Origin of the sequence: Nonomuraea jiangxiensis (genome assembly GCF_900099965.1) — a bacterium.
Lineage (GTDB): Bacteria > Actinomycetota > Actinomycetes > Streptosporangiales > Streptosporangiaceae > Nonomuraea > Nonomuraea jiangxiensis.
Genome location: NZ_FNDJ01000006.1, coordinates 88,171 through 114,510 on the forward strand (window position 1 = coordinate 88,171; position 26,340 = coordinate 114,510).

Here is a 26,340-nt window from a genome sequence, read left to right on the forward strand (position 1 = left end):
CCACGATGGGCCGGCCCGCTACGTGGTGGGCCGGCTCTCCGTGTCGCGTGCCGCCGAGGCGGGAGTTCCCTGCCACGGCGGCGCGCCGGGCACGTGCACGCCGATCAGCGACAGCGCCCGGGCCACGATGTGGTCCACCACGTCGTCCAGCGACTCCGGCTGGGCGTAGAAGGCGGGCATCGGCGGCGCGATGATCGCGCCGATCTCGGTCGCGGTGACCATCGCCCGCAGGTGCCCCAGGTGCAGCGGCGTCTCCCGGACGCACAGGACCAGCCGCCGGCGCTCCTTGAGCGTGACGTCGGCCGCCCGCACCAGCAGGTTCTCCGACACCCCCGAGGCGATGGCGCCCAGGGTCTTGACGCTGCACGGGATCACGATCATCGCGTCCACCGGGTAGGACCCGGACGCGATGGAGGCGCCGATGTCCCTGAAGTTGTGCACCACCTCGGCGTCGAACGTGGCCTCCGGCATCTCGTAGGCCGCCGTCCGCCGGGCGGCGGGGCTGACGACGAGATGCCGTTCCACTCCCGCCGCGCCGAGCAGTTGCAACGTCCGTACGGCCAGCGCCGTGCCGGTCGCGCCGGAGACCCCGACGATGACCCGGCGCGGCGCCCCCGCGATCGGCGTGTTCAATGCGCACCGCCGGCGATCGACCGGTTCCACGGGGCCAGCCGGCGCTCGACCAGGCCGATCAGCCCGGTCAGCGCGACGGCGGCGAGCATCAGCACGACGACCGCGGCGAACATCCGGTCCGGCTGGAAGCTGTGCCCGGCGTCGATGATGACCCCGCCGATCCCGCCGATGGCGGTGAAGAACTCGGCGATCACGATGCCGACCACGGCCTTGCCGATGCCGATCCGCAGACCCGTCATGATCGACGGGATGACCGAGGGGATCACGATCTGGGTCAGGATGCGCGGCTGCGAGGCGCAGAAGGCGGTACCCACCTCAATGAGGGTACGGGGCACGTTCTGCACGCCGTTCCAGGTGTTGATGGAGATCGCGAAGACCGTCATGGTCATCACCATCGCCGCCTTGACCGCGAAGCCCAGCCCGAACCAGAGCATGAAGACCGGGGTCAGCGCGATCATCGGCATCGCGTACCCGGCGATGACCAGCCAGCCGATCGCCGCCTCGACCACCCGGAACCGCCCGATGAGCAGCCCCACCGGCACCCCGACCACGATGGCCAGCAGATAGCCGACCAGGAACGGCTGCGCGCTCTCCCATACCGCCACGGGCAGGCTGCCGTCGGCGATCATGCCGATCAGTGCCGTGAAGACGGCGCTGGGCGGCGCGGCCAGGATCGGGTCGACCTGCCGGGCGGCGACCTCCCAGATGATCAACAAGACGACGACGCCGGCGGCGGTGACCAACCGGTCCCGCCCGCTGCGGCGCTGGGACCGCATCCTCCTGGACAGCGCCGTCTCGTCGTCGACGGGCGGCGCCGCCTGGTCTGCGAGCGCGGTCATATGGACACTCCATCCTGCTGCTGGATCTCCCGGCCGTGCACGAGTTGCAGCAGCTCGTGACGGCGTAGGGCGAACTCCGCCGAGCTGCGGCGCTCGTCCAGGTCGGTCGAGTCACCGAAGCCGGTGTCGAGCACGCCGTGCAGCCGGCCCGGGTCGGGCACGAGGGTGACCACCCGGTCGGCGAGCAGCACCGACTCGTCGATGTCGTGGCTGACGAAGATGATGGTCTTACCGGTCCGCTGGTGGATCTCCAGCAGCTCGCCCTGCATCTTCTCCCTGGTCTGCGCGTCGAGCGCGGAGAAGGGCTCGTCCATGAGCAGTACGGCGGGGTCGATGGCGAGCGCGCGGGCGATGCCCACCCGCTGCCGCATGCCGCCGGACAGCTCGTGCGGGCGGCGGTTCGCGGCGTTCCCCAGGCCGACCAGCTCGATCGCCCGCTCGGCGGCCTCACGCCGCTCCGCCTTGGGCAACCCGCGCGCCTCCAGGCCGAACTCGACGTTGCCGAGCGCGGTACGCCAGGGCAGCAGCTCGGCGTTCTGGAAGACGATGCCCCGGTTGGGGCCGCAGCCCTGCACGGGTACGCCGTCCACCGTGACCGAGCCGCCCGACGGCTGTTCCAGGCCCATGATGATGCGCAGCAGCGTGGTCTTGCCGCACCCGCTGCGCCCGGTCAGCGCCACGATCTCCGAGCGGCGCACCTGGAACGACACGTCCTGCAGCGCCTGCACCTGGCGGCCCTTGTCGTCCTGGAAGACCTTGGACACTCCGCGTACGTCAACCGCGAGGTCGCCACTCATTTGGCGTCTCCGTAGTAGTTCGACGCGACCTCGCCGATCTTGGCGATGGCCTTCTGGCGATAGCTGTCGTCCACGATCGGGTCCACCGGGATGGCCGACTTGGTGATGCCGAGCTTCACCTGGAGGTCGGCGATGTACTTGATCTGCTTGACCGGGATCTCGCCGTTCATCGCCAGGTAGCCGCCCTCGTGGAACTCCTTGTACGTCTCGGAGATCATCGGGTCGGTGGCCGGCACCTTGAGCGTCTTGGCGGCCAGCGCCTGGGCCTCGTCCGGATGCGCGTCGGCGTAGCGGATGCCCTCGACCAGCCCGGCGATGAGCCCGGTGACCGCGTCGCCCTTGGCCTGCAGCACGTCGTCCCGGGTGATCAGCGCGTACCTGGGATATTCCGGCACCACGTCCTTGGCCCGGCCGAGCAGCTTGACCCCGTCCTTGGCGGCCTGCGCGGTGTAGTCCAGCGGCGCGGAGGCGACCTGGATCTGCCCGGCGACCACCGCCTTGTACCGGTCGGCGGAACCGCCGGAGTTGACCAGCTTCACCGAGGAGGGATCGACGGAGGACTGGAGCATCATCGCCTTGGCCACGACGGCCGGCAGGCTGGTCGGGGTCGAGACGCCGAGCGTCGTGCCGGCCATGGCCGACAGGGAGGCGACGTCGCTCTTGGCGTAGAGGCCGTAGTTCTGGCCGGGCATGGTGGAGCCGACGAACTTCAGCTTCGCGCCCTTCTGCACCGCGAGCAGCGCCTCGCTCGGGTTGCCCTGGACCACGTCGACCTGCTTGGCCAGCAGCGCCGGGTACGCCTGCGTGGCGCTCTTGAGCTGGACGACGTTGACCTTGACGCCGTGCTTGGCGAAGAAGTCCTTCTCCTTGCCCATCAGCAGGTAGCCGGAGTCGGCGCCGGGCTCGTAGATGCCGTAGGTGATGGTGGCGCTGTCACCGCCGCCGGCGGACCCGGAGGTGGCACCGCCACCGCACGCGGTGAGTCCGAGGGCCAGGGCTGCGGTCGCCGCGACGATCGCGGTCAGGCGGAGGCTGCTCATTCTGCTTTCTCCTGCATGTGGGGGGATGGGGCGCCGAGCCCGGCCAGGACTCCGGCGAACTTGCGCGCGACCTGCTCGCGCAGCTCCGGGCTCGCCTCGGCGACGGGCGGGAAGTCGGCGATGCGGTCGAAGGGGCGGACGGCCATGATGACGGCCCGCGAGTTGTGCGTCTGCCCGTGCGGAATGCGGGGGTCGAGCGGACCGCTCCACGCCCGCCGGATGATCTCGATGTCGTCCACCGGGTCGCATCGGGTGGACATGGCCCACAGCACGTCGAAGGTGTTGGTCGGGTCGATGTCCTCATCCACCACGACCACGAAACGTCCGAGGTAGGAGCCGGACTGGCAGGAGGCGGCGAGCAGCCCGGCCTGCTTGGCGTGCCCGTCGTAGGCCTGCTTGATGGAGATGACGTTGAACAGCCGGGCGGCGCCCGCCTCGTGGCACCACACGCCCCGCACGCCGGACAATCCTGCCCGTTCCACCTCGTCCCAGATCATCCCGGCCTTCATCACGCACTTGCTGTAGGAGAAGTTCGAGGGGGGCCTGATCGGGGAGGCGACCGTCACGATCGGGTCGTTGCGGTGGTAGACCCGGCGGATGCGCACCACGGGCTGGTCCGAGCGCCCGCCGGCGTAGTAGCCGGTGAACTCGCCGAACGGGCCCTCGGGCGCGACGTCGCCCGGATACATCTCACCCTCCAGCACCAGCTCGGCCCTGGCCGGCATGGGCAGCCCGTACAGCTCGGAGGAGACCACCTCGAACGGCTCGCCGCGGTGCCCGCCCGCGTAGTCGTACTCGGACAGGCCGTAGCGCAGCTCGTTGCCGGAGGCCAGGAAGAGCAGCGGGTCGTGGCCGCAGGAGATCAGGACCGGGCAGGGCTCGCCGCGGGAGAAGTACTTCTCCCTGATCTGCCGGCCCTGCTTGCCGGGCGACATCCACAGGCCCACCCGGTCGGGGCCGTGCACCATGCTGCGGTACGTGCCGATGTTGACCCAGCCGTCGTCCGGGTCGCGCATGATCACCAGGTCGTCGGTGCCGATGTAGCGGCCGCCGTCCCGCTCGTGCAGGAAGGGCGCGACCAGCCCGGTCACGTCCACCTCGTCGTCGCGCAGCACGTTCTCCAGCACCGGGCCGTCGTCCACGGTGACCGGCGGGATGGGCTCGTGGGTCTTCATCCGGTCGCGGTACGCGCGTACGACGTCGAGGGGGTGGGCGGGCGCCGGCAGGCCCATGGTGAGCGCCAGCCGCTCGGCCGAGTTGGTGGCGCCGGAGAAGGCGCGATGGCCGGGCTTGGCCCCCACGAGCTCGTCGAACAGGACGGCCGGGCCGCCCTCGCCGCCGCGGTGCGCGATGAGCTCGATCAGGGTGCCGAGCTCCAGGTGCGGGTCGACGCCGGCCAGCCGCACCAGCTGCCCGGACCGGTCAATACGCTCGATCAGCTCGCGCAGGTCGGCGTGAGGGCCGTCGTAGTCGTTGTAGCTCACCGGCGCCACCCGCGCGGAAGCATGCTGACGCGACCCTTTTCATGCTGAATCATGACATCTACCCGTTTCGTGGCACAGCGCCCGGATTGGTGGTTCGCTGCCAGAAGTTACGGGTGGATTGCCAAAAAGGGAATCGATCCGGTCATTCAACGGTCATAGATTCTGCACAGCAGAACAAACGGCCCGATTTTGGGCGGTCCAGCGGATCACAGATCCTGGCTGATGGCCTCGGCCGCCGAGCGCAGCAGGGGCAGCATCATGTGCAGGTTGCCCTGGGTCATCCGCTGGTGAGGCAGGCTGACCGCGAGCGCGGCCAGGGCCCGGCCGAGGTGGTCGCGTACGCAGACGGCCACCGCGTCCAGCCCGGCGGCGCTCTCCTCGTGATTCACTCCGTAGCCGAGGTCGCGCACACTGCGCAACTCCGCACGCAACGCGTCCGGGTCGGTGATGGTGCGGTCCGTGACCCGGGTGAGGCCGTCGGGGAAGAGGTCGAGCACCTCCTCGTCGGGCAGCTCGGCGAGCAGGATCTTGCCGCCCGAGGTGCTGTGCGCGGGCAGCAGCGTGCCGGTGCGCGAGGACACCCGCAGCGGCCGGTCGCCCTCGACCCCGTCGATGAAGCGGGCCCCGTTGCCCTCCAGCATGATCAGGTTGACCGTCTCGTGCAGCTCGGCCGCCAGCCACTCCATGTGCCGCCTGGCCTTGCGCCGCACGTCCAGCCCGCCCACCGCGGACAGCCCGATCTCCACCACCACCCGGCCGGCGCGGTAGGCGCGGGAGACCCGGTCCTGGGCGACGAAACCGCGGTTCGCGAGGGTGAGCAGCAGCCGGTGGGCCGTCGAACGGGCCACCCCCAGCTCGTCGCTGACGTCGGTGACCCGCACCTCGCCGCGGTCCCGGATCATGAGCAGGATGAGCATCGCCTTGTCCACCGATCCGATGGCGTAAGGGGGGAGCGCGCCCAGCATGTTGTTCTGCATGTCAGAAAAACTAGCGCAGATCAGTCCGTAATCAACAACGTAATGGCACCATGTGCTCGGCGCCCCAGCAGGCGCCGGTGTCGGCCACGGCCCATCCCCCGCCGTCCGACGCAATCAGCACAGAAGCCAGGAGTCTTCATGCCGCGACGGTCCCCCGATCCCGCGAGCCCTTCGACCGAGGTCCTCATCGTCGGCGCCGGCGTCGCCGGTCTGGTGCTCGCGCTCGAACTGCACGACGCCGGCATCGACTGCCGCGTCTACGAGGCCGTGCCCGAGGTCGGCGCGGTGGGTGTGGGCATCAATCTGCTGCCCCACGCCAGCCGCATTCTGCACCGGCTCGGCCTCGGCGAGGAGCTGGACAAGACCGCCGTCGTCACCCAGGAGTCGGTGTTCTTCAACCGCTTCGGCCAGCTCATCTACCGGGAGCCCGCCGGCCGGCACGCCGGATACGAGCACCCTCAATACTCGATCCACCGCGGCGACCTGCACGCCGTGCTGCTGGCGGCGGTGCAGGAGCGCATCGGCGCGGACGGGGTGGTGCTCGGCCACCGGTGCGTCCGGGCGGAGCAGGACGACAACGGCGTGACCGCCCACTTCACCGGCCCCGGCGGCGTGGAGCTGCCCCCGGTACGGGGCCGGGTGCTGGTCGGCTGCGACGGCATCCACTCGGTGCTGCGCAAGCAGCTGCACCCGGACGAGGGCGAACCGCGTTACTCCGGCATCAACATGTGGCGCGGCGTGACCAAGGGCAGGCCGTTCCTGTCCGGGGGAAGCATGGTGCGGGCCGGCTGGATCGACCGGGGCAAGCTCGTCGCCTACCCGATCAGGAACCTGCCGGACGGCGACCAGCTCCTCAACTGGGTCGCCGAGATCCAGACCCCGCGCCACCTGCAACGCGACTGGAACCGGCGCGGCAACCTGGAGGACTTCCTGCACGCCTTCGAGGACTGGCACTTCGACTGGCTCGACGTGCCGGCGATGATCCGCGGCTCGGAGACCGTGCTCGAATATCCGATGGTGGACCAGGATCCGCTGGACCACTGGAGCGTCGGCCGGATCACCCTGCTCGGCGACGCCGCCCATCCGATGGTGCCGCGCGGCTCCAACGGCGCCGGCCAGGCCATCCTCGACGCCCGCTCGCTCCGCCACCACCTGGCCACCGCGCCCGACCCGGTGACGGCGCTGCGCGCGTACGAGGCGGAACGGCTGCCCGCGACCGCCCAGGTGGTGCTGGCGAACCGGAGCATGCCGCCGGACGTGATCATCCGCGAGGTGTGGCAGCGGACCGGGGACCGGCCGTTCGACCACATCGACGACGTGATCAAGGTGGAGGAGCTGGCCGAGATGTCGCAGCGCTACAAGGAGATCGCCGGCTTCTCCGCCGAGGCACTGCGCACCGACCGCTGAACCGCTCCCCGCCCTGTCAGGACCGGTCCTGACAGGGCGGGCCGGTCCTGGCTCGATGGGTTCGGCCACGCCCGGCCGACACCCCCTATGGTGCTCGCATGACGCCTCCACCTGGTGCCGATCACCACGGCGAACCTCGCCGCGTAGGCGACCGCCATCCCCTGAGCCACCCGCCCGCCGGCACCACCCCGGTCGCGGAAAGAGGACTTCTGCGGAGGGTGATCGCCTGCCTGTCCCTGGTGCTGCTCCTGTGCTCCTGTGGCTGGGTCGCTCCCGTGTCCTCCGGCGGGTTCGAGGAGCGGGCCCGGGAGGTGGCGGCGCGCTGGCAGGGCTCGGCCGACGACCAGGCCTGGCGCCGGGGGTTCGTCGCGCTGGAGACACTGAACCCGCACGGATGGGCCCATGTGGACCAGGTCCCGGCCTGGGTGAACACGAGCTCGCACAACGGCGCCTGGCGACTGGCCACCGAGCTGCCCGCCGGCTCCCCTCGTGACGCTGACGTGCGCTGGCCGGACGGCGAGGTCACGAGGGTGCCACTCGTCACGGCGGCGAGGGCGTACCAGGAGTTCAGCAAGCCGGCGGACCTCATCGAGGAGGAGTGCCCGGCCAAGGGCTGCCGCCCGCTCCGGGTGACGGGTGCCGAACTGGGCAGGGTCCCGCTGAGGACCAGCCGCGGCACGATCCAGGCGCCCGCGTGGTTGTTCACCGTCGAGGGGGTCGAGCAGAGGAAGGTCCACGTGGCGGTCGACCCTTCGGCCGTCACCGCCCGTCCCGAGCGGGCCCAGGGGGACGCCGAGGAGGTGATGGCGTACGACCTCGTCACCGGCCGGCCACACGACCTCCGCCTCCAGTACGGCCACGGCGCCTGCAGCACCGTCCGCGGGGCCCGCGCGTACGAGACCGGCCAGGTGGTGGTGGTCGGCGTGGACGAGGAGAGCCTCGACTCGGACACGGTATGCCCGGCCATACTCAAGACCGACACGACCACAGTCACCCTCGCCGGCCCGCTCGGCGACCGCCTCTTGCTCGACTCGGGAACGGGCCTGCCGGTGCTACGGGGACTGAACGGGCCCTGACGGCCGTCACGCCGGTTCCCCCGCCCCGGTTCGGTGGTGACATGGGCATAAATCGTGCTCCCGTGGCGTATGAACCGTCATGAGTCCCGTGGATCTCGAACCGTACCGGGGTGAGCTGGTGGCGTACTGCTACCGGATGGCCGGCTCGTTCCACGAGGCCGAGGACCTCGTGCAGGAGACGATGCTGCGGGCATGGAAGGCCCGGGACCGGTACGACGACACGCGGGCGTCCGTACGGACCTGGCTGTATCGCATCGCGACCAACGTCTGCCTGACGGCGCTGGAGGGGCGGGCGCGGCGGCCGTTGCCGTCCGGGATGGGCTCCCCCAGCGACGATCCCGGGGCGCCGCTCACGCCGGCCTTCGATGTCCCCTGGCTGCAGCCGTTCCCCGACGCGCGGTTCGACGTGGGGGCACGGACCGACCTACGACTCGCGCTGGTGGCCGCGACGCAGCTGCTGCCAGCGCGGCAGCGGGCCGTGCTCGTGCTCCGGGAGGTGCTGGAGTTCAGCGCCGCCGAGGTGGCCGTCCAGCTCGGCGCCACGGTCCCGGCCGTCAACAGCGCCCTGCAACGGGCCCGCGCCGCCCTCGCGGCCGCGGGCGACGCCGGCGAGGTCACCGAGCCGGACGACCCGAGCACGCGGGCGGTGATCGAGCAGTACGTACGGGCCTTCGAGGCGGCCGACGTCCCCGCCCTCGTACGGCTCCTCACCGAGGACGCCGTCCTGGAGATGCCGCCGGTGCCCCTGTGGTACCAGGGCAGCCACGATTACGGCCTGTTCATGCGCCGCGTCTTCGACACCCGCGGAACCGACTGGACCCTCAGACGTCTCACCGCCAACGGCCAGCCCGCGCTCGCCGCGTACGCGCCGGAGCCCGGCGGGCACCGCCTGCACACGCTGCAGGTGTTCACCGTCACCGGCGGCCGGGTGGCGCACAACGTCGTGTTCGCCGATCCGGCCGTGTTCCGGGCCTTCGATCTGCCCGAGCGAATTTCTTTCGACGAACGGCGATGAGCCGGGCCGGTGCCGCCGGTATGTACGGGCGAGCATCGACCGAAAGGATCCACATCATGAGCGTCATCGCCATCGAGTTCGTCACCCTGGACGGGATCGTGTCCGACCCGGACGGGTCCGCGGGCACGCCGACGGGCGGCTGGGCGTTCCGGCACGGCCCCGAGACGGTCGCCGGGGACAAGTTCCAGCTCGGGAAGACGCTGGACGACGGCGTCCTGCTGCTGGGGCGCAAGACCTGGCAGCTGTTCTCGCGGCTCTGGCCGTCGCGCGACGACCCGTTCTCCGCGCGGATGAACGCCGCGCCGAAACTGGTCGCCTCCCGTACCTTGACCGACACCTCCGCCTGGGCGAACTCCACGGTCATCGACGGCGACCTCATCGACGCCGTCAAGCACGAGCGACGCGACGTGATCGTCACCGGGAGCCTGAGCATCGTGCACGCGCTGATGGCGGCCGACCTGATCGATGAGTACCGGCTGCTGACCTTCCCCACGATCCTCCGCACCGGCGAACGCCTCTTCCCCGCCGACGGCCCACCCGCCCACCTGGAGTGCCTGGGCGCCGAACCCGCCGGCGCCGCCGTCCTCACGCGGTACCGTGCGGCCAAACCGGAGGAGATGTGACCGCCCTGCACGTCGATCACGGCGTCGCGGCCTGCCGCCCGGCTCCGGGCTGATCAGTGCCTGTCCGGCCGGCGCATGAGCACGACCCGCCATGAACCAACCGGCGAAGGAGGAAGGCGGGCCGCTGGACCTCGTCCCGCGGCTCGCGTTCCATCTCCTGCATCAGCAGCAGCCCGCCCGGCTTCAGAGCGCGCCGGATCATGCCCAGCGTCACGGCCCGGGAAGGCTCCGGGACCCCACAGCCGACGTCCAGCAGCCGTCCGTCGCGGATCGCCTCGGTGTACTCCGGCGTTTCGGCGTACACGTGCTTCCCGGCGACCGGCATGTGGTCTCCCGTTCCACCCCCGAAGTGGCCGTACCCGACCAGGCCACTCATCCCTAGGGTGACCACATGATCAGCGTTTCTATGCTCCTCCCGTCCGACCGACCCACCTGGGAGGAGCTGTTTCGCGACTACATCGACTTCTACGAACGCACCGAGCCCGACGAGATGTACGAGCGCGCCTGGCAGGAGTTCCAGGCCGACACCCGCCTGCACGCCCTCGGGGCACGGCTGGACGGGCGGTTGGTCGGCATCGTCCACTTCCTCACCCACGGCAGCACGTCCGCCCCCGACCACGACGTCTGCTACCTGCAAGACCTGTTCACGGCGCCGGACGTACGCGGCAAGGGCGTCGGGCGGACGCTGATCGAGGCCGTCACCGACTGGGCCCGCGATCGTGGCTGCTACCGCGTCTACTGGAACACCCAGGAATCCAACGGGACCGCACGCCACCTGTATGACAAGGTCGCCACCTACAACGGCTTCATCCGGTACCACATCGACCTGCCCCGACCGTCATGAACCCGCGTCAGTCCCCTCCCACATCCGGCACGCCGACCAAGGCGATTCAGGATCCGACGACCCTGATCGTGCCCGAGTCGGTGGACAGTCTGATCGAGTGCGGAGCCGAGGCGTCATGCGGCAGTTCGATCTCCTTGTCGCCCGAGTCCGTCTTGGCGGCGATGTTGTACGGCCCTTCCGGCACGCGCACCTCGGCATCGCCGGAGTCCGTGGTCGTCTCCACCTTGTCGGGCTGAGCGCTGAAGGCAAGGGTGATGTTTCCGGAGTCGGTCTTCGTGACGACGTGCCCGCCGGCCAGCCCGGTGCCGTCGATCGTGCCCGAGTCGCTGGCCGCGTTCACCTCACCGGACAGGTCCCGCAGGGTCACGTCTCCCGAATCGCTGACGGCCTTGACGCGCAGCCCTCGGGGGATCTCGACCTGGTAGCCGACCTCGCAGCTCCCTCCGCTCAGCCACCCGCCGGGGCAGGTGAATCGGAGGACAAGGGTGTCGCCCTGCGTCTCGTGGCTGGGCACGGGCTTCTTCCCACGCCAGCTGAGCTGCTCGGTCACGCGAATGCCTTCCCTGTCGGACCCGGTGACCTCGATCCCGCCCGAGTCGGACTCGATCTGTATCGCGGTCACCTTGTCCGTGACGTCGTAGGACGCCGTGTCGGTCTCGCGGCCGACGATGCCACATCCGGTCACCAGGGCCGCGAGCGCCAGCGAACCCGCGACCACACCTAAGCTCTTCATATTCATGGAGTCGAGTCTCCAGGGAGGCGCGACGGGCGGCATCGGGGACGTCCCTGGGAGTCCCCCTGACAGCACCCCTGAACCACCGTGAGGGCGTACGGCCCACGCGCGCCGGCACTTCCCGCCCGCCTTCAGCTTCTCGACCGCAGCCGCTTCCACCATGAAGGCTTGATGACGCGGGCGGTCGTCCCGTGTGGCACCACACCCGTCATGGCGTACTTGAAGAAGGCTTCAATATCGTGGTCGGTCCCGTTGTGGATCCGCTTCGCGACCTTGTTGTGCGGATAGCCACGAACCCCGTCAGGGCTCTCCACGGCGGCGGCGCTCTCGCTGGTGCAGTACACCCATGTCCAGGCGGCGTTCCGGACGATCATCTCGCCCAGATAGGCCCCCGCACCCATGATCACACTGTGAATCACCTCGGGAGGCGGCTTCGAGGCGGCGAACTGCGTGCAGTAGTTGTCGAGATGGTGGATGAACGCCGGGTCCCAGTCGAGGAAGTGTCCGTCCGCGCGCGTGTGCTCCACGAAGCGCTCGGCCAGGCTCCGCATGTACTCGGCAGTCTCGGCGTCGCTGGGGGGCGGTTTCTGCGGCGACTTACTGCGCACCGTCAACTCCTACATCCCGATTCAAATCGTCAGCGCAGCTTCCCACGACACGGGCCCGAGCCGGAAGCCTCACCCGCCCGCTGCCGGCCTGAAGAAAGTCGGCATTCTGAAGCAACCTCCTGGCGTACCTCCGCATGGAGTAGGCATGCAAAGTGAGATCAGGAGTGTGATGGAGGATCCTCCGCCGGAGTTCCCCCCGATGGAACGGCCTCCCGGGGATGTCGCCATCGCCGAGTTGTTCAAGGCCCACCGTCTCGGCCTCGTCCGATTCGCCTTCCTGCTGGTGGGGGACCAGGAAACGGCCGAGGACATCGTGCAGGACGCCTTCGCCGCCGTACATCACCGATGGAGTCGTCTGGCCGATCACGATCAGTTGTTGCCCTATCTCCGTACCGTCGTCCTCAACGGTTGTCGCGCGGTTCACCGTCGGCGGGTGATCGCCCGGCGGTGGTTCGGGGTCGAACGGGAGGTGCCGTTCTGGTCCGCCGAAGTTCAGGCTTTGCTGGGCGAGACCCAGCGTGAGGTGTTCGCGGCGGTGCGCGATCTCTCGCGCCGCCAGCGCGAGGCCGTGGTGTTGCGCTATTACCTCGATCTCTCCGAGGCGGACACGGCGGCGGTCATGGGAATCAGCCGCGGAACGGTGAAGTCCACGGTCTCCCGTGCGCTCAGAAAGCTCGCCGAGAAACTTGAGGAGAACCGATGACCGAGCGGATCGAACACCGACTCCGAGACGCCTTCGCCGCCGGCGCGGACCTCGTGCACGCCGAGACGCTGCGCTCCACTGACCGTGTCCCGCGATCCCGCCCGCGCCTTCGCAAGTTTCTCCTGCCGGCCCCGATATTGGCCGCTCTCGCCGTGGTCCTGGTGGTGAGCTTCGCGGCCTTGGCCGGTTTCGGCGCTCCCCCTCCGGTGGGTACGGAAGAGTCCGGCCCGCGCTACCTCCTGACCGCGGGGAACAACGGCCTGGCGATCCGCGACGCCCTCAACGGAAGGATCACCGACCGCGTCACCATGCCCCCGGCCCCCCAGGGGATCACCCGCGGCCTCCCCGGCGGATATCTGCTCACCGGAACCGGACAGGGCACGACCTTCTATGTCGCCCAGAGCGTGACATCACTCAAGACAATGGTGACCACCACGTGGTTCTACCGGCTGCGGGCGGACAGCCGCGGCAAGCTCGCCGAATTGACGCGGGATGTGATCGCTCCCGTGGTCGGAGAGTCCGTCAGCTCCATCGCCATAACGAATGACGGCACCCGATTGGCCTACAGCATTGACGGCAAGGTGTGCGGCAAGGACAAGACGCTGCGCTTTTGTCCGGGCGCGCAACTCGTGGTCGTGGATCTGCCCGGCGGAACGCCGACTCGGACGTGGACGACGAACGCCAACGGGAACATCTGGAGCCTGTCATGGGCGGCCGACCGCCGCAGGCTCGCGTTCGCGGTGACCTCGGAGGTCCGCGTCCTCGACACGGCCGCCCCCGGCGAAACGCTCAAGAACAGTCACACCGTGGTGCGCGACGCCTCCACTTCGACGGCGGTGGCGATCAGTCCGGACGGCCGTACGATCCTCGTCGGCGGCGCTTCCTCACCCCGTGGCGGGGAATCACAGCGCTACTCGATCGGCGAATACTCCGTCCCGGACGGAAAACGAATCCGCGCGATATTCAGCGGGGAACACTCCGGAAACACCGCCGCCCAGTGGACCCTCATCCGTTATGACTCCACCGGGCGACATCTACTCGTCAAGGGCAATTTCCAACCGCTGAGCAGACTGGACGGCGACCGTACCACCGTACTCATCCGCCCGAAGACCCCCGACGCACCGCAGCAGGAGCTGCTCGCCGTCTGGTGACACAACCGCTCCGGGGCGCCCCCCTGTGGTCAGGGGCGTAGTTCCGTGGTGGCGGATTGGAGCAGGCGGACGAGGTTGTCGCGTTCGGCGCTGGGCCAGGAGCTGAAGCGGGTCGTCAGGGTGGCGCCGATGGCCTGCTTGAACTGAGCGGTGACCGCCTCGCCCTGGGGGGTGAGGCGGACGCGGGTCATCCGGCGGTCGTTGGGGTCGGGTTGGCGAGTGAGCAGACCGCGTCGCTGAAGCCGGTCGACCAGGCCCGTGACGTTCGTCTTGTCGCAGTGCAGCAGGGTCGCGAGCTCGCCGAAGGCCGGCTGGAGATGCTGAGCGAAGCACAGCAGTTGCGCCTGCTGGGGGGTTAGTCCCTGCTGCCGGCTCACCGTGCTGAACAGGCCGTCGATCTCCCTGAAGACGCCGATCAGCGTTTCGACGAGCTCGTCGTCATCAGGTGCGTCGGCCATGGCAGACAGTCTACTAGCTGGACAGTTGACACCCTCTACCCATTTAGTCGATGCTATGGACTATCCATAGAATCGACCAACTGGAGGGATCATGCGCGTCGAGGATCGGGTCGCGGTCGTCACCGGCGGATCGCGCGGCATCGGGCGAGCGATCAGCGGCCGACTCGCCGCATCGGGGATGAGCGTCGTCATCGGCTCCCGCGACCAGGAGACGGCCGCGCGGGCCGTGGCCCAGATCAAGGAAGCGGGCGGGCTGGCCACCGCGGTCCGCACCGACATCACCCGCGCCGAGGCGGTCAAGGAGCTGTTCGACGCCGCCGAGAGCCAGTACGGCCGGGTGGACGTATGGGTGAACAACGCGGCCACGGCGACCGCCGGGCCGCTGGCCCGCGCCACCGACGACGACTTCGACCAGCACCTGCACGCCAACGTGCGGTCCACGTTCGTGGCGCTGCGCGAGGCCGCACAACGCATCAGCGACCACGGCCGGATCATCCTGATCTCTTCCGCGCTGACCGTGTCGCCGCTGCCCGGCATGGCGCTGCTGGCCGCAAGCAAGGCCGCCAGTGACCAGCTCGCCCGTACGCTGGCCTGGGAGGTGGGCTCCAGATCCGTCACGGTCAACAGCGTCCTGCCCGGCCTGACCCGTACCGACGTCATCGACACCCTGCCCCAGCACATCATCGACGACGCCAAGGCCCGCACACCGCTGGGCCGTCTGGGCGAACCCGCCGACATCGCCGACATCGTCGCGTTCCTGGCCTCCGACGCCGGCCGCTGGATCACCGGCCAGACCATCCACGGCGCCGGAGGCATGATCTAAGGAGCCGTCGCCGGGCCAGGCCGCTCAAAGACCTGGATCACCGAGCCGGCTTGGTGGATCATGGCCTCCAGTAGCAAGCGTATGCTCTGGTGGAGTTCGTCTCTGCTCTCCTGCGTGCCGGGCAGTGGCGCGATGGACGCTCCCACGCCGATGGCCGCGTCGGCCAGTACGGCGCGGCGATCCCGGCGCTCCATCATCACTTGTTTTCCCTTCGCCTGTAGAAGGGAGTGCCATGGGCGAGAGATCCGCGATTGTCATCGGTGGTGGTATCGCAGGGCTGGCCGCCGCCATTGGACTGCGGCGCATCGGATGGCGGGTCACGGTGCTGGAGAAGGCGTCCGCGTTCGGGGCGATCGGGGCGGGCATCTCACTGCTGGCCAACGGATTGCGCGCGCTCGACACGCTGGGGGTGGGCGCTGCCGTACGCGACGCCGGGTGCCGCCAGCCCGGGGGCAGGATCGCCCCCCCATCAGGCCGGCTGCTGACACCCATGGACGGCGCCGCCATCGAGGACCGGCTGGGCACGGCGGTCTACTCGTTTCTCCGCCTGGAGCTGCACAACGTGCTGGTCCAGGCCCTGCCGTCCGACGTCCTGGTGCCGGGCGCGCTGATCAGGGCGCTGGAGCAGGACGGCACGGGAGCCCGCGTCCGCTTCACCACCCCGGACGGCGACGCCGTACTCGACGCGGACATCGTCATCGGCGCCGACGGGCTGAACAGCTGGGTGCGCTCACAGGTGTGGCCGGAGCATTCCGGCACGGCCTACGCCGGCGCGACCGTCTGGCGGGGCGTGACGAGCGAACCTGTCGGCTCCTCGCAGGGCGTCGATCAGACGTGGGGCCGTGGCATGGAGTTCGGCTTCACATCGCTGACCGGCGGGCGAACCGAGTGGCACGCCCTGGCCAATGCTCCACGTGACACGCGGTACGCCGACGAACTCGCGGAACTACGGGCGCGATTCGGCTCCTGGCATGATCCGATCCCGGCCGTACTCGCGACCACGCCGCCCGAGGCCGTGCTCCGCCACGACATCTTCCACCTGGCCGACCCTCTGCCGAGCTACGTCCGCGGCAGTACGGTCCTGATCGGAGACGCGGCCCACGCGATGCAGCCACACCTCGGGCAGGGGGCCGGCATGGCGCTCGAAGACGCCGTCGTCCTCGCCGCCGAGCTGCGAGCCGGACCCGACCCCGCCGCCGCGCTCGCCCGCTACGATCACGCGCGGCGACCGCGAACCCAGTCCGTCGCACGCAACGCCCACCGGGTGGGCCGAATGGGACCACAACTGGAAAACAGACTGGTCATCCTGGTACGCAACACCGCGATGCGACTCCTACCGCCAAGCGTCGGACTGAGGGAACTGGTCCGAACCGTCGATTGGACCCCGGCATCACTCGAAGACCCAACGCTCAAGAGGTGACCAGGGTTGCGCCCACGAGAGTGGCGTACAAGTTCGGCCTGGACATGGCCGTGGGTGAAATGGCGACGGCCATCGCGCGATCCTTCAAAGGCGCAAGTCAAAATCGAAGGAGAACACGTGATGGCCGCGGACAACAGTGTGACGCCCGAGCAGTAGCCGGCAAAAGCAGATCGAGACCGGGAACCCCGACTGGTTGCGATCCATGGCCAAGGCGTTGATGTTCGCCGAAACCGACAGCCTATGCGCCCCCGGTTACGGCCAGCGCAGGGACGGGGCCACCTTCGCGGCAGATTCCTTCATCACCAGCTCAATACCTTCGAACGGCCAATGGGGACCGGCGGCCGGTCCCGCAGCACCTGCACGCCCAGCGGCACCAGCGCCACGCAGAGCAAACCGGTGACCAGCACGTCGGGGACGGAGGCGCCTTTCAGCACGCCCATCCAGGTGCCCCCTGCCAGCAGCAACATCACAGCGCGGGCGGTGCCGAAGAGGCCTGAGCGCCAGGCGGCGACGGCTAGGAGCAGCGAACCGGCGTACTGGCCGACCGAGGCCCATGACTTCACCCGCCACGGGCCATAGGAGATGTCCACGTACTCCTTCATGATCGCATCCGTCGCGTGGTCCAGCCCGATGGCCTCGGTGAGCTGGAAGGCGCTCTGGTCGGCGCCAGCGGAGTACAGGCGGGAGAAAAGCCCGGCGACCAGCAGGGTGGCGCCCCAGAAGGCGAGGCCGCCACCAACCCGCTGAGCCAAGGCGACGAAAGCGGGGAAGAGCAGCATCGCCCCCAAGGCGAAGACCGCGTAGGAGAGTGTGAGTAGGGCGGGTTCTGAGGTGTACGCGAGGAGTTGGCCGTAGGCGGCGAAGGGCTGCGCCTCGGCCCATGCGTACTGCTGAGGGGTGAGGGCGGTGACTGTGCTCAGGTGACGCAGCAGGTATCCGGCGCACATGACCACCGGCCCCAGGATGAGTGTCACACCACCGATCCACCGTCCGGGGAAGAACGTGTTCACGGGGGCGAGCCTGTCAAAGCCGAGCCGGGCGGATCATCCGTCGATCGTCAACCGACATCCCTGTCGAAAGTCAGGTCGCACGCACGCCGATGGCCGAGCGCCTACAGTGCCGGGCAGCGCGAGAACGGCCCCCAGGCCGCACGCGCAGCACACGACCCCGCAAGCTCGGACCCCACGGCGGCGGTGGCCCGGCCTACGGCCTCGAACTGTCGATCACCAAGGAAGGCGATTCGATCGAGGCCAGAGGGTCCTGACATGGCGATGCGGCCAGCGACCCTACTGCCCGAAGGAGAATCGAAGCTGAGCATTAATCAGGAAATTGAGCCGATAACGCAGACGGCCGATCACAGCCTGTTCCGGAATTTCCCCAGGCGTCAACAGCGTCCAGCGCAGGTTGCATCCGCTGTCAGCTGGCCGGATGTCGAACCGAATCTCATCATCGGGCCTTTCCGGCCACAATGACGACCAGACCACGAGCTCAGGCTTCACCGCCCGCAGGATACGAGGCTCAACCTCATCGGAACGCAGATCGAGCCATTGCCGCCCACCCGGGCGCCGTGGATCGGTCAGGCTCTCCCACACGATATGGGCTGGCGGCGATTGCTTACGCTCTCGCGAACCCAGCTCGATCACGTCAACAGTCTAAAGAAAGACCGGTCCAGCCCTCGCGGGATCGCAAGTCCATCAGTACGGAAGATTTCGGCTCCCAACCTCCCGACCAACCGCGCTACTGCCGGCAGTCCCCGACATTCCCCCAGTGACGGCCACCACATCGGGCGCCATCACACGCTCGAGGCAGATGCCCGGCACGGAGACACTCGATCGACGCAGGTCACAATTGGCCGCCGATGCCCGGTTGCACGCCGAACGGGTTGTCGATGGCGTATCGCCAGCGCCCATCTTGCCCCCGCCGGGCGACATCAGTGGCGGTGCCCTCGATGTGCACAGGACGGCCATCACGGTCTGTGCCCTCTATGAGCCAGTCGACGATCAGCAAGGCGATGTCGCCCGTAGTGTAGACGTGCCGCGGCCGAACAGTGATCGGCAGCCCAAGAAGCACGAATCGGCCATTGGCAGCGTGGGCCTCATCGCCGGTCAGCGGTGAGCCCGGCTCCGCGACGAATACCGCCCCACGTTCATAAACTTCCGCCACCGCCTCCACATCCCCGGTGTTGAACCGCTCGGCGAATACCATGGGCACGTCCTCGGGGCGATCCGCAAGCTGCCGCATCATCGACGCATCTCCTTCCCAGCAGGTAGATATCAGTCAGATGCGGCAACGCTAGGAGGCGTCCTCGTGACTCACCAAACAGTTGGTTACCCAGCCCGCCCAGGCCTGCCTGACGACCCTCGCGCAAACGTCACCAAACCCACCCCCTCCTGCCCGGTGGAGATAACCCTCGCGGCCCTGCATGGTCGCTGGACAACCCTCGTGATCCGCGAATTCCTGAAAGGCGACCACACCTTCACCGAACTCCGCCACGCCCTTCCCGAACTATCGGACAAGGTCCTGTCCGATCGCTTGGCCCACCTGACAGACACCGGTGTGCTCGATCGCCACCGCCAGCCCGGCTGGCCACCCAGGGTCCACTACACACTCACCCCACACGGGCGCCGCCTCGGCCCTGTCCTCCAAGCACTATGGGACTGGGGCGCCCACCACCAACCACCCAGCCCAACCGAAACCCGCTAGCTCGACCCCCCAACATCGCCAAAAGCGTCCCATCCCAGACCTACGGCCATACGGCCTGGAACGTATCCATACGATGATCAGCCGCCTTGATCGGTGAGCTGAGGATCGAACCCCGGAACCCTCGTACACCACTCCCGTGGACGCAACCGCGACCGGCCCCCAGACCGCACACCCGCGCAACGAACGGGCGGAGGGCCGGGGTGCGACGGAGTACCGCCTTGATACCAACAGCAACGTCCAGGCAGTCAAGATCTGCCGTCGACCCGCCCCAAGGCCGAGCAGGCCAGGGCCCGCTCGGCTTGTCTCGGGTCGACGGCGGACGGGATGACCAAGCTTCCACCTCAACCACCTACGGCCCAGGCATCGGCGCTGCGATCATCCCGAAGCCGGAGCTCCCAACTGGAATTTGGCTCTGACTTGCCGTCTGGGACAGACCAAGCGGCCGATTAGGCATGTCTAATCGGCCGTCGCTTACGAGGCAGGTTCTCTGGCTTCGCGGTCGTTTCGTGCCCGTGCCCTGACTGGCGGATTCTGATTCTGATCGTTGCGCTCAGCAAGCGTTGCAGCCAACGAGGCAATCATGAACCCGATGCCGATCAGAGCGAACGTCATGCCTTTGCTGTCAGCAGGGCTGTTCTAGCCAATCACGTAGCAGCCGCTCATGACGAAGGCCAGTGATCCCAGGACGATGAAGAAAAACATCGGACGCATAGGGCCTGATCGTACGGGTCGTATAAAACATGCGACAGGCTGTATTTCGATCGAAGCGAACAGCACCGACCTAAAGGCCGCCGCCAACACTACTTTTGCACGCGTCCCGAGACCGTAGGCGCAGCGTGCAGCGGCGCGCAGCGCTGCCTTTGATACCTGCAAGAGCAATCCGGCAGGTACAGCGAGGCTCGCGTGAAGTTGGCGAGTGACCGCAACCTTCCTGACGGCGAAACTTCGGCAGTGGCAGGCGGATCTGTTCGACAAGGGCGTCTCCATCAGCATGCGGGCAAGGCATACCGGCATCTGCGCGATGCTCATCACAGCGGCAGAGAGGACAACCGAATCATCTAGCGCAACCCGTGCCGGATCCGTGGGGCCAGCGACGAACTCGCCGAAGAGCGACCAGCCCTCTCCGTGAAGCAGGCCTTTCAGGTGACGGACAAGCTTGGGGCGCCGACCCATCGGCAGCATCCGACGGGCTCGAGAGGAGTGACGAGGGGCATCGCATCCGATTCCAGCCTCCTGGCCCGCATGGGGCAAGACAACGTCCGGGCCGCGATGCTCTATCAGCACACCGTCCGAGGAGCCGACCAGCTGACCACCGAAGCCATCAACAGGCACCTCATCGGGCGCGAACGGCCACGCGACGACAACGAGGACGACCCACCTGGCCTGCTGGTTCCCGCCGGGTGATTCCCATGCCTAATGGCATGAAGAGATCAACAACCTTAGGAAAGATCAAAACCCAGGCACCAAATCCATCGGTCCATCTGGGCTTTCGCTATGAGAGCGGGTGACGGGAATCGAACCCGCGCTGTCGGCTTGGCCACTGCATGGATCACGGCCCGATGAAGCGCTGAGCTGCACAGAAGCCGGGTCATGAGTCACGAGCAATCATCGAAAGCTGTGGATCCGCCGGGGAGGGTGTACCTTCCCGGATCATCTGATGATGGTTTCGAGATAAGGCCGACGCGCCAACGTCGGTCGGGAAGGCACACCCGTGCCGCTTACCGTAGTGCCCGAACTACCCGCTGACGACCGCAACTCCGTCTCGCCACTGCGTTGCAGGCCGAGGTGGACACTTATATCGCCGCCTTCACCGATGAGCGCGACGAGCACGGCCGCCGCCTGATGGTGCGTAACGACTACCACGCCCTGCGGCGCGGGATGCGCGCCCCGGTGCTGGCGATCGGCGATGGAGCGCTCGGCTTCTGGTCGGCGTTGCGGGAGGTGTTTCCGCAGACCAGGGAGCAGAGGTGCTGGTTTCACAAGATCTCTAACGTGTTGAGGGCGCTGCCGAAGTCGGCCCACCCAGCGGCCAAGAAGCATCTGGCCGAGATCCGGAACGCCGAGGACAAGAAGCACGCCAAGGCCGCGGCCAAGGACTTCCAGGCCGCCCACGGCGCCAAGTATCCCAAGGTGGTCACCAAGGTGGTCGACGACCTGGACGAGCTGCTCGCCTTCTACGACCATCCCCTGGAGCACCGGGTGCATCTACGCACCACCAACCCGATCGCGTCCACCTTCGCCACCGTGCGGCATCGCACCAAGGTCATCAAGAGGCCGGGGTCACGCGCCACCGGGCTGGCGATGGCGTTCAAACCCATCGAGTCGGCTCAAGCCCGCTGGCGTGCCGTGAACGCTCCTCACCTGGTCGTGCTGGTCCGCGCTGGCGCGACCTTCATCAACGGCAAGCTCGTCTGGAAGGGGTGGCGGCATGAACGGCGAGGCCACCACCGGAATGCTGCACCACGTCGAGATCTGGGTCCCCGACCTGCAGCGCGCCATCGCCAGCTGGCAATGGCTGCTGCAGGCGCTTGGCTACGTACAGTTCCAAGACTGGAACGATGGCCGGAGCTGGCGGCTGGGAGCCACCTATGTGGTTCTGGAACAGTCACCCGCACTCAGCGCCGATCGGCACGACCGCTGCCGCCCGGGCTTGAACCACCTGGCCTTTCACGTGGGAAGCCGCACCCAACTCGATGCCCTGGTCGAACAGGCACCCGCACACGGGTGGACCTTGATGTTCCCCGATCGTCACCCTTACGCCGGCGGAAATCAGCACTACGCCGCCTACCTAGAGGACCGAGACGGCTTCGAAGTCGAGCTGGTCACTTCCGACGTGTCAGCCCAACCTTGACGACCGCTCTCAATCCATCCACAACTCTTGACGATTGCTCCGAGTAATCGTGAATGACCGCTGGTCACCCCTCCTTATGGCCCGCTAATGGCCTGACCGAACAGCGCCTGCGTAGACAGAGCGAGTGGCGCGCTCACATTGCCATGTCTCGCGACCCTCGCCAGGGTGGGCTCGTGATCGAGATCAACGGCGCTTTCTACCGAATCTGCGAACCTGGCTTCGAGTGCTGATCTGTCGCTGGGAGGGGTCACCCCTGAAACCGCCGATGAAGCCGATGCGACCATCACACTGTCCGACGGCACTCGCCGGTACGCGACGTTCATGACGCTCGGCGTCATCAGCAAGATCATGAATCGCCAGCGGGACACAGATGAGTGCCTCAGCGGCCGCTACTTCTGGTGCTCCGATTTGATCGTCATCCGTGAACCCGGGTTCGACTCGATGATCGCCGCAGTGCAGGACATGATCGCGACAAGGGAGCTCGACGACGCCTGCGGCGTACTTCCGCCGCTCGATGAGGATGATATGGATCAGTAGGTGAATGCTTAACCGGGAATCCACCAGCAGTAGAGAAGTTGATCGCTCTCCTTTGCACGCCGTGCCAGCGCGACGAACTCCTTGACGAGATCGCGCACGTCGTCACCCTCGCTGAAGCTGGAGAGAGGTTCAACCGTCCATCGTTTGGCCACTTCGGGCAGGCGGGCGTCGTCGACCTCGGCCAGGGCGTCGCGGACGCTCACTGGCAATTCCTCGATTTCGGGTCCGTCTCTGTAGGGGGAGTCCTCCGGGAGAGCCAGCCATTCATCTTCGGTCGCCGGCCTCCCCTCGATCGGAGGGTACAAGGTAACTGTCTCGACCAGGTCGTTCGAGTAGGAGACGCCCTTGATGACGGCCACGAGACTGCCCAGGGACCCGTTTGGGTCAACCCATTTGGTTTCCACGACATCGAACACAGGAGCGTTCGGAAGCGGTTCACCTGATGTCCGCAGCTGGTCCGGCCGCCAGGTGGCTGTGGCGCGATCCGGAGCGCGGTAATAGTCGTGCATGGCGCTCATGTGTGTGCTCCTGTGAGCGAAGGCATGATCGTGAGTCGGGCCGATGACAGGCTACGGGTTCGGGGATGCGGGCGGAAGTACGCCGCTTGATCCGAAGCTGACGGAGCTGTCGTACGGCAAGGCACTCGCCGGCGGTCGGTACGCGACCGATCCGCCGACTGCGCTGATCTGCTCGACGAGGCCGTGAGCGTCATGCACAAGCGTGCGGCTCGCTTGGCCGGAGTTCAGCGATCGCACACGCAACCCTCGACGATCCCTTCGTCCCGGTCGTGGTTGACGAGGTGGCGTTCCCGACCGCCTATCAGTCGGGCGTACTGGTCGCGGTGGGGTGATCAAGAGCTCATGGCCCGTTAATGGCCCGCGAAGATCGAACCAGTCCCAAACCAACCAAGGCCCAGGGGCCGCGGATTCCGTCCTATCTGGGCTTTGAAGCATGAGAGCGGGTGGCCTGCCTGTTCTGGCACGGATCTGGCACGCGGTCGAGGTCTCCGTGTTGCGGCATTGTCAGCCGAGCCTGGCACCATGCAGCGTCATGGACGTTGACGAGTTCTGGCTCTTCCTTCATCGGTCCCGGGAAGAGACCAGTGATCCTGATGAGCGCCTACGGTGGCTCGCCCTCCACCTTGCGCGGAGTCCGCTGTCCCGGGTCGTCGATTTCCAGATCCTTCTGAACCAAATACGACGACAATCCGACACCTATGACATGTGGGAAGCGGCCAACCTGATCTTCGGTGGCCACTGCTCCACCGATAGCTTCTGGTACTTCCAGGCATGGCTGATCGGGCTTGGCCGCGACACCTTCGACCTCGTTGTAACCGACCCCGACAACCTCGCTGACGTGCCCGAGGTGCAACGACTGGCAGAGCGCCCTATGCGGGAATGGGCCGATGAGTGGCCAGAGTGGGAGGCGTTGAGCTACGTGGCCGCCAGAGCCTTCGAAGAGGCTACCGGTGAAGAGGAGGGCATCTACGACGCCATGGCAGGACGTGGCCACAGGAACCAAAGCGATCCCCATCCCACAGGGCTTTCGTGGAATTCCCGTAATCCGACGGAGGTGATTCGAAGATTGCCTTGCCTAAGCCGCATGTTTTCACTGGGAGCATCAGAACGTTGATTCATTCTTGGAGCGCATCCAATCCGGCTGCCAGCTTGAGAATTGCGGGGATCTAGGCGCGTAGAGGCGCTGATCTGCAGTTAAGGCCGGTCGTGAGCAACCTTGGTTGACCCTCGTTACCCCGTTAATGGCACGCTAATAGCACAATGGTCAGAGCCGCGAACTGGGATTCGTTCTGTCGGTCCTCGGCTCTACGATGTGCCATAACGACATTGTCTGTAGCGATCGGAGTGGTGAGCATGAGCTTGACGACACCCTCAGCGCCGTTCGATATAGCGGCCGTCTTCCCTGAATTGGCAGGTCAGCGCAGGACTGCTGTTCGACTGCATCCGCGTCGAGGAAGGCCGGCCATCACGGACAGCTCCGTAGGCGGGCCGCTGTTGTGGCCTGCGGATGAACCGTGGCCTATGTGCCCCGAGCCGCAGACTCATGACTCCTCAGAAGGGCGGGATCCGCTGCCGCTGATCCCCGTCATGCAACTTATCACTCGAGACGTTCCCGAGCTGCCCTTTCCCCATGACACCGACACCCTCCAAGTGCTGTGGTGCCCACTCGATCACGAACCGTACTTCCAGCCTCACACGATCGTGCACTGGCGGAAGGCGGAAGCCGTCGGGCATCACCTCATCGAGGCCCCTACGCCAGATCCCGACAGCGACGACTCGTATCTCCCTACGGCTTGCGTGCTGGCGCCGGAGCGCGTGCAGGAGTACCCGGATGCCTACGAACTTTCCACTGAACTTTGGGATCGTATTCAGGCATGGGAGATTGATTTCCCGAATCCTGATGGCTGGGCTTATGGCGAACATCTGTCAACTGCTCCGGGGAGCAAGGTCGGGGGCTGGCCGCAGTGGATCCAAGATCCGGTACCATTCGAGTGCAGCAGGGGCCACGAGATGGCGCATCTTCTGACGATTGCCAGCTGGGAACTCGACATTGAGAGCGGAAAACGCTGGGCTCCCATGGAAGAGCGTCCGCTGCTTACCCTGAACGCCCTTCCGGAAATACAGAATCCCACCGATCTCATGATCCAGGACGCTGGATCGCTCTACCTATTCGTCTGCCTAGAATGCCCCGAGCGTCCGGTGGACTCCATCAGTCAAGGGTCATGAACATGGCGGATAGCGCATGGCGTCGCCTGCCTGATCGCAGGTCAGCCACGTGCTCCATGAGCCAGGCTCCTCGACGCCAGGAGCTCGGCCGTGCTACTCACTGTCTCCGCCATCGCCTGCGACGCCACGGGCAAGCCCTGGGTCGTGGTCGAATCCGTGCTTCCGGGGACCGTCACGAGCTCGAGGGCGCCTGTCCCATTCGATTGAGCTCGGCGCACAGTCTTTCATCGACGGCCCGGCGGAACTCATCCATGTTCGCTGGGCCGAATCATAGGATCCATTTCATGCCGATCCCCCGAGCGGTTGCCGTGGTCATCGACGGCAACCGAGTCCTGGTCATCAAGCGGTTCCTTCGGCGCGGCCCCGGCGTCGCCTGCGTCATGTGCGATGCCGCAGGCTGGCAGGGGTCGGCGTGTCCCGGGCACCACTACGCGCTTCTTCCCGGGGGTCATGTGGAGGATGGCGAGTCGCCGGAGAGTGCGGCGGTTCGTGAACTCCACGAGGAAACGACTCTCACCGGGAAGATCGACCGGTTGCTCTTCACCGGCTCACACAGTGGCCGGCCCGCTTTCTACTTCCTCATCCGTGCCGTCAGCGGCGTACCGTCGCTCTCCGGTGAGGAGGCTGTGGAGCACGGGCCGGATAACAGCTTCGAACTCAAATGGGCGACGGCCGCCGAGTTCGAGCAGCTGAACCTGTATCCCCGTGATGCGCGTGGCCCGCTCACGGAGCTGCTTCACAGCTGACCCAGATGGCGCCCGCACGGGGCACAGCAGCACCAATGCCGCCATGATCTACCAGCCTGCGGTCAGGGGAGCCGACGAGGCGATCACGTCGCGCCGCACTCGGAGGCCATTTGGAGCTCGTAGCTACG

The 26,340-nt window shown here is 67.2% G+C and carries 30 protein-coding genes and 1 pseudogene; 17 read left to right on the forward strand and 14 right to left on the reverse strand.

The window, feature by feature from the left end:
- Window positions 1–18 precede the first annotated feature (18 nt).
- The 6 genes from BLS95_RS14740 to BLS95_RS14765 all read right to left on the reverse strand — a co-directional run bounded on the left by BLS95_RS14740 (window position 19) and on the right by BLS95_RS14765 (window position 5,770).
- On the reverse strand, window positions 19–633 hold the full coding sequence (locus tag BLS95_RS14740; RefSeq protein ID WP_245765058.1) for a UbiX family flavin prenyltransferase: 615 nt from the start codon (window positions 631–633) through the stop codon (window positions 19–21).
- The gene (locus BLS95_RS14745) at window positions 630–1,472 is read right to left on the reverse strand and encodes an ABC transporter permease (RefSeq protein WP_090931547.1); all 843 of its coding nucleotides are present in this window, start codon (window positions 1,470–1,472) and stop codon (window positions 630–632) included. The genes BLS95_RS14740 and BLS95_RS14745 overlap by 4 nt, the downstream gene beginning before the upstream one ends.
- Window positions 1,469–2,269 (reverse strand): ABC transporter ATP-binding protein, encoded by an 801-nt coding sequence (locus tag BLS95_RS14750; protein WP_090931548.1) that lies wholly within the window; start codon window positions 2,267–2,269, stop codon window positions 1,469–1,471. The genes BLS95_RS14745 and BLS95_RS14750 overlap by 4 nt, the downstream gene beginning before the upstream one ends.
- Window positions 2,266–3,309: an ABC transporter substrate-binding protein gene (locus BLS95_RS14755; RefSeq protein WP_176993189.1), complete on the reverse strand. Its 1,044-nt coding sequence runs from the start codon at window positions 3,307–3,309 to the stop codon at window positions 2,266–2,268. The genes BLS95_RS14750 and BLS95_RS14755 overlap by 4 nt, the downstream gene beginning before the upstream one ends.
- The gene (locus tag BLS95_RS14760) at window positions 3,306–4,793 is read right to left on the reverse strand and encodes a UbiD family decarboxylase (RefSeq protein WP_176993190.1); all 1,488 of its coding nucleotides are present in this window, start codon (window positions 4,791–4,793) and stop codon (window positions 3,306–3,308) included. Before BLS95_RS14760 ends, BLS95_RS14755 begins: the two co-directional genes overlap by 4 nt.
- A gap of 206 nt (window positions 4,794–4,999) precedes the next feature.
- Window positions 5,000–5,770: an IclR family transcriptional regulator gene (locus tag BLS95_RS14765; RefSeq protein ID WP_090931551.1), complete on the reverse strand. Its 771-nt coding sequence runs from the start codon at window positions 5,768–5,770 to the stop codon at window positions 5,000–5,002.
- A 138-nt stretch (window positions 5,771–5,908) separates the two neighbouring features.
- Between BLS95_RS14765 and BLS95_RS14770 the strand changes: the two genes are divergently transcribed.
- From BLS95_RS14770 to BLS95_RS14785, 4 genes are all read left to right on the forward strand, one after another.
- Window positions 5,909–7,177, forward strand: coding sequence for a flavin-dependent oxidoreductase (locus BLS95_RS14770; RefSeq protein WP_090931552.1), 1,269 nt, complete (start codon window positions 5,909–5,911; stop codon window positions 7,175–7,177).
- A 98-nt stretch (window positions 7,178–7,275) separates the two neighbouring features.
- Window positions 7,276–8,253: a hypothetical protein gene (locus BLS95_RS14775; RefSeq protein WP_143043702.1), complete on the forward strand. Its 978-nt coding sequence runs from the start codon at window positions 7,276–7,278 to the stop codon at window positions 8,251–8,253.
- Window positions 8,254–8,341: 88 nt separating this feature from the next.
- Window positions 8,342–9,268: an RNA polymerase subunit sigma-70 gene (locus BLS95_RS14780; protein ID WP_245765059.1), complete on the forward strand. Its 927-nt coding sequence runs from the start codon at window positions 8,342–8,344 to the stop codon at window positions 9,266–9,268.
- A 56-nt stretch (window positions 9,269–9,324) separates the two neighbouring features.
- A complete protein-coding gene (locus BLS95_RS14785; RefSeq protein WP_090931555.1) occupies window positions 9,325–9,891 on the forward strand; it encodes a dihydrofolate reductase family protein in 567 nt (188 codons plus the stop codon).
- 16 nt (window positions 9,892–9,907) lie between these two features.
- On the opposite strand, the gene BLS95_RS14790 is transcribed toward BLS95_RS14785, so the two are convergent.
- Window positions 9,908–10,216 carry a hypothetical protein gene (locus BLS95_RS14790; RefSeq protein WP_143043703.1) on the reverse strand — a complete coding sequence of 103 codons (309 nt, stop codon included), beginning with the start codon at window positions 10,214–10,216 and terminating at the stop codon, window positions 9,908–9,910.
- A gap of 66 nt (window positions 10,217–10,282) precedes the next feature.
- Here BLS95_RS14790 and BLS95_RS14795 point away from each other — a divergent pair, with 66 nt between their 5' ends.
- On the forward strand, window positions 10,283–10,735 hold the full coding sequence (locus BLS95_RS14795) for a GNAT family N-acetyltransferase (RefSeq protein ID WP_090931557.1): 453 nt from the start codon (window positions 10,283–10,285) through the stop codon (window positions 10,733–10,735).
- Between the two features lie 46 nt (window positions 10,736–10,781).
- Here BLS95_RS14795 and BLS95_RS14800 read toward each other — a convergent pair whose 3' ends face one another.
- A complete protein-coding gene (locus tag BLS95_RS14800; protein WP_176993191.1) occupies window positions 10,782–11,468 on the reverse strand; it encodes a DUF4097 family beta strand repeat-containing protein in 687 nt (228 codons plus the stop codon).
- Between the two features lie 131 nt (window positions 11,469–11,599).
- Window positions 11,600–12,076, reverse strand: a complete 477-nt coding sequence (locus BLS95_RS14805) for a hypothetical protein (protein WP_143043704.1) — start codon at window positions 12,074–12,076, stop codon at window positions 11,600–11,602.
- Between the two features lie 145 nt (window positions 12,077–12,221).
- Between BLS95_RS14805 and BLS95_RS14810 the strand changes: the two genes are divergently transcribed.
- Together BLS95_RS14810 and BLS95_RS14815 are read left to right on the forward strand one after the other, a co-directional pair.
- Complete coding sequence (locus BLS95_RS14810; RefSeq protein ID WP_245765060.1) at window positions 12,222–12,779, forward strand: SigE family RNA polymerase sigma factor; 558 nt, start codon at window positions 12,222–12,224, stop codon at window positions 12,777–12,779.
- Entirely contained in the window at window positions 12,776–13,930 is a 1,155-nt protein-coding gene (locus tag BLS95_RS14815) for a WD40 repeat domain-containing protein (protein WP_090931560.1), read from the forward strand. The genes BLS95_RS14810 and BLS95_RS14815 overlap by 4 nt, the downstream gene beginning before the upstream one ends.
- A gap of 29 nt (window positions 13,931–13,959) precedes the next feature.
- Here BLS95_RS14815 and BLS95_RS14820 read toward each other — a convergent pair whose 3' ends face one another.
- Window positions 13,960–14,388, reverse strand: a complete 429-nt coding sequence (locus tag BLS95_RS14820) for a MarR family winged helix-turn-helix transcriptional regulator (RefSeq protein WP_090931561.1) — start codon at window positions 14,386–14,388, stop codon at window positions 13,960–13,962.
- A gap of 91 nt (window positions 14,389–14,479) precedes the next feature.
- On the opposite strand from BLS95_RS14820, the gene BLS95_RS14825 reads away from it, so the two are divergent.
- Complete coding sequence (locus BLS95_RS14825) at window positions 14,480–15,211, forward strand: SDR family NAD(P)-dependent oxidoreductase (RefSeq protein ID WP_090931562.1); 732 nt, start codon at window positions 14,480–14,482, stop codon at window positions 15,209–15,211.
- Between the two features lie 232 nt (window positions 15,212–15,443).
- Entirely contained in the window at window positions 15,444–16,631 is a 1,188-nt protein-coding gene (locus BLS95_RS14835) for an FAD-dependent monooxygenase (protein ID WP_090931564.1), read from the forward strand.
- Window positions 16,632–16,930: 299 nt separating this feature from the next.
- Here BLS95_RS14835 and BLS95_RS14840 read toward each other — a convergent pair whose 3' ends face one another.
- The 3 genes from BLS95_RS14840 to BLS95_RS14850 form a co-directional block, all read right to left on the reverse strand.
- Window positions 16,931–17,641: a hypothetical protein gene (locus BLS95_RS14840; protein WP_143043705.1), complete on the reverse strand. Its 711-nt coding sequence runs from the start codon at window positions 17,639–17,641 to the stop codon at window positions 16,931–16,933.
- Window positions 17,642–17,917: 276 nt separating this feature from the next.
- Window positions 17,918–18,274, reverse strand: coding sequence for an SRPBCC family protein (locus BLS95_RS14845; RefSeq protein ID WP_090931566.1), 357 nt, complete (start codon window positions 18,272–18,274; stop codon window positions 17,918–17,920).
- A 199-nt stretch (window positions 18,275–18,473) separates the two neighbouring features.
- Window positions 18,474–18,875 (reverse strand): YybH family protein, encoded by a 402-nt coding sequence (locus BLS95_RS14850; RefSeq protein WP_090931567.1) that lies wholly within the window; start codon window positions 18,873–18,875, stop codon window positions 18,474–18,476.
- A gap of 153 nt (window positions 18,876–19,028) precedes the next feature.
- Between BLS95_RS14850 and BLS95_RS14855 the strand changes: the two genes are divergently transcribed.
- The 5 genes and pseudogenes from BLS95_RS14855 to BLS95_RS14870 all read left to right on the forward strand — a co-directional run bounded on the left by BLS95_RS14855 (window position 19,029) and on the right by BLS95_RS14870 (window position 22,722).
- Window positions 19,029–19,334: a winged helix-turn-helix transcriptional regulator gene (locus BLS95_RS14855; protein WP_281249994.1), complete on the forward strand. Its 306-nt coding sequence runs from the start codon at window positions 19,029–19,031 to the stop codon at window positions 19,332–19,334.
- 1,242 nt (window positions 19,335–20,576) lie between these two features.
- Complete coding sequence (locus BLS95_RS55665; RefSeq protein WP_176993192.1) at window positions 20,577–20,738, forward strand: hypothetical protein; 162 nt, start codon at window positions 20,577–20,579, stop codon at window positions 20,736–20,738.
- Between the two features lie 465 nt (window positions 20,739–21,203).
- Window positions 21,204–21,746, forward strand: a pseudogene (locus BLS95_RS14860) (transposase); the annotation flags it as partial.
- 16 nt (window positions 21,747–21,762) lie between these two features.
- The gene (locus tag BLS95_RS14865; protein ID WP_218135767.1) at window positions 21,763–22,185 is read left to right on the forward strand and encodes a VOC family protein; all 423 of its coding nucleotides are present in this window, start codon (window positions 21,763–21,765) and stop codon (window positions 22,183–22,185) included.
- Between the two features lie 321 nt (window positions 22,186–22,506).
- Window positions 22,507–22,722 (forward strand): hypothetical protein, encoded by a 216-nt coding sequence (locus tag BLS95_RS14870; protein ID WP_090931569.1) that lies wholly within the window; start codon window positions 22,507–22,509, stop codon window positions 22,720–22,722.
- Window positions 22,723–22,730: 8 nt separating this feature from the next.
- Here the strand turns inward: BLS95_RS14870 and BLS95_RS14875 are convergent, their stop codons facing one another.
- Window positions 22,731–23,240 (reverse strand): hypothetical protein, encoded by a 510-nt coding sequence (locus tag BLS95_RS14875; RefSeq protein WP_143043706.1) that lies wholly within the window; start codon window positions 23,238–23,240, stop codon window positions 22,731–22,733.
- 532 nt (window positions 23,241–23,772) lie between these two features.
- Between BLS95_RS14875 and BLS95_RS14880 the strand changes: the two genes are divergently transcribed.
- The 3 genes from BLS95_RS14880 (at window position 23,773) to BLS95_RS14890 (ending at window position 26,212) form a co-directional block, all read left to right on the forward strand.
- A complete protein-coding gene (locus BLS95_RS14880; RefSeq protein WP_176993193.1) occupies window positions 23,773–24,354 on the forward strand; it encodes a DUF4240 domain-containing protein in 582 nt (193 codons plus the stop codon).
- 239 nt (window positions 24,355–24,593) lie between these two features.
- The gene (locus tag BLS95_RS14885; protein ID WP_090932024.1) at window positions 24,594–25,466 is read left to right on the forward strand and encodes a DUF1963 domain-containing protein; all 873 of its coding nucleotides are present in this window, start codon (window positions 24,594–24,596) and stop codon (window positions 25,464–25,466) included.
- A 284-nt stretch (window positions 25,467–25,750) separates the two neighbouring features.
- On the forward strand, window positions 25,751–26,212 hold the full coding sequence (locus BLS95_RS14890) for an NUDIX hydrolase (RefSeq protein WP_090931572.1): 462 nt from the start codon (window positions 25,751–25,753) through the stop codon (window positions 26,210–26,212).
- The last annotated feature ends 128 nt before the right edge of the window (window positions 26,213–26,340 follow it).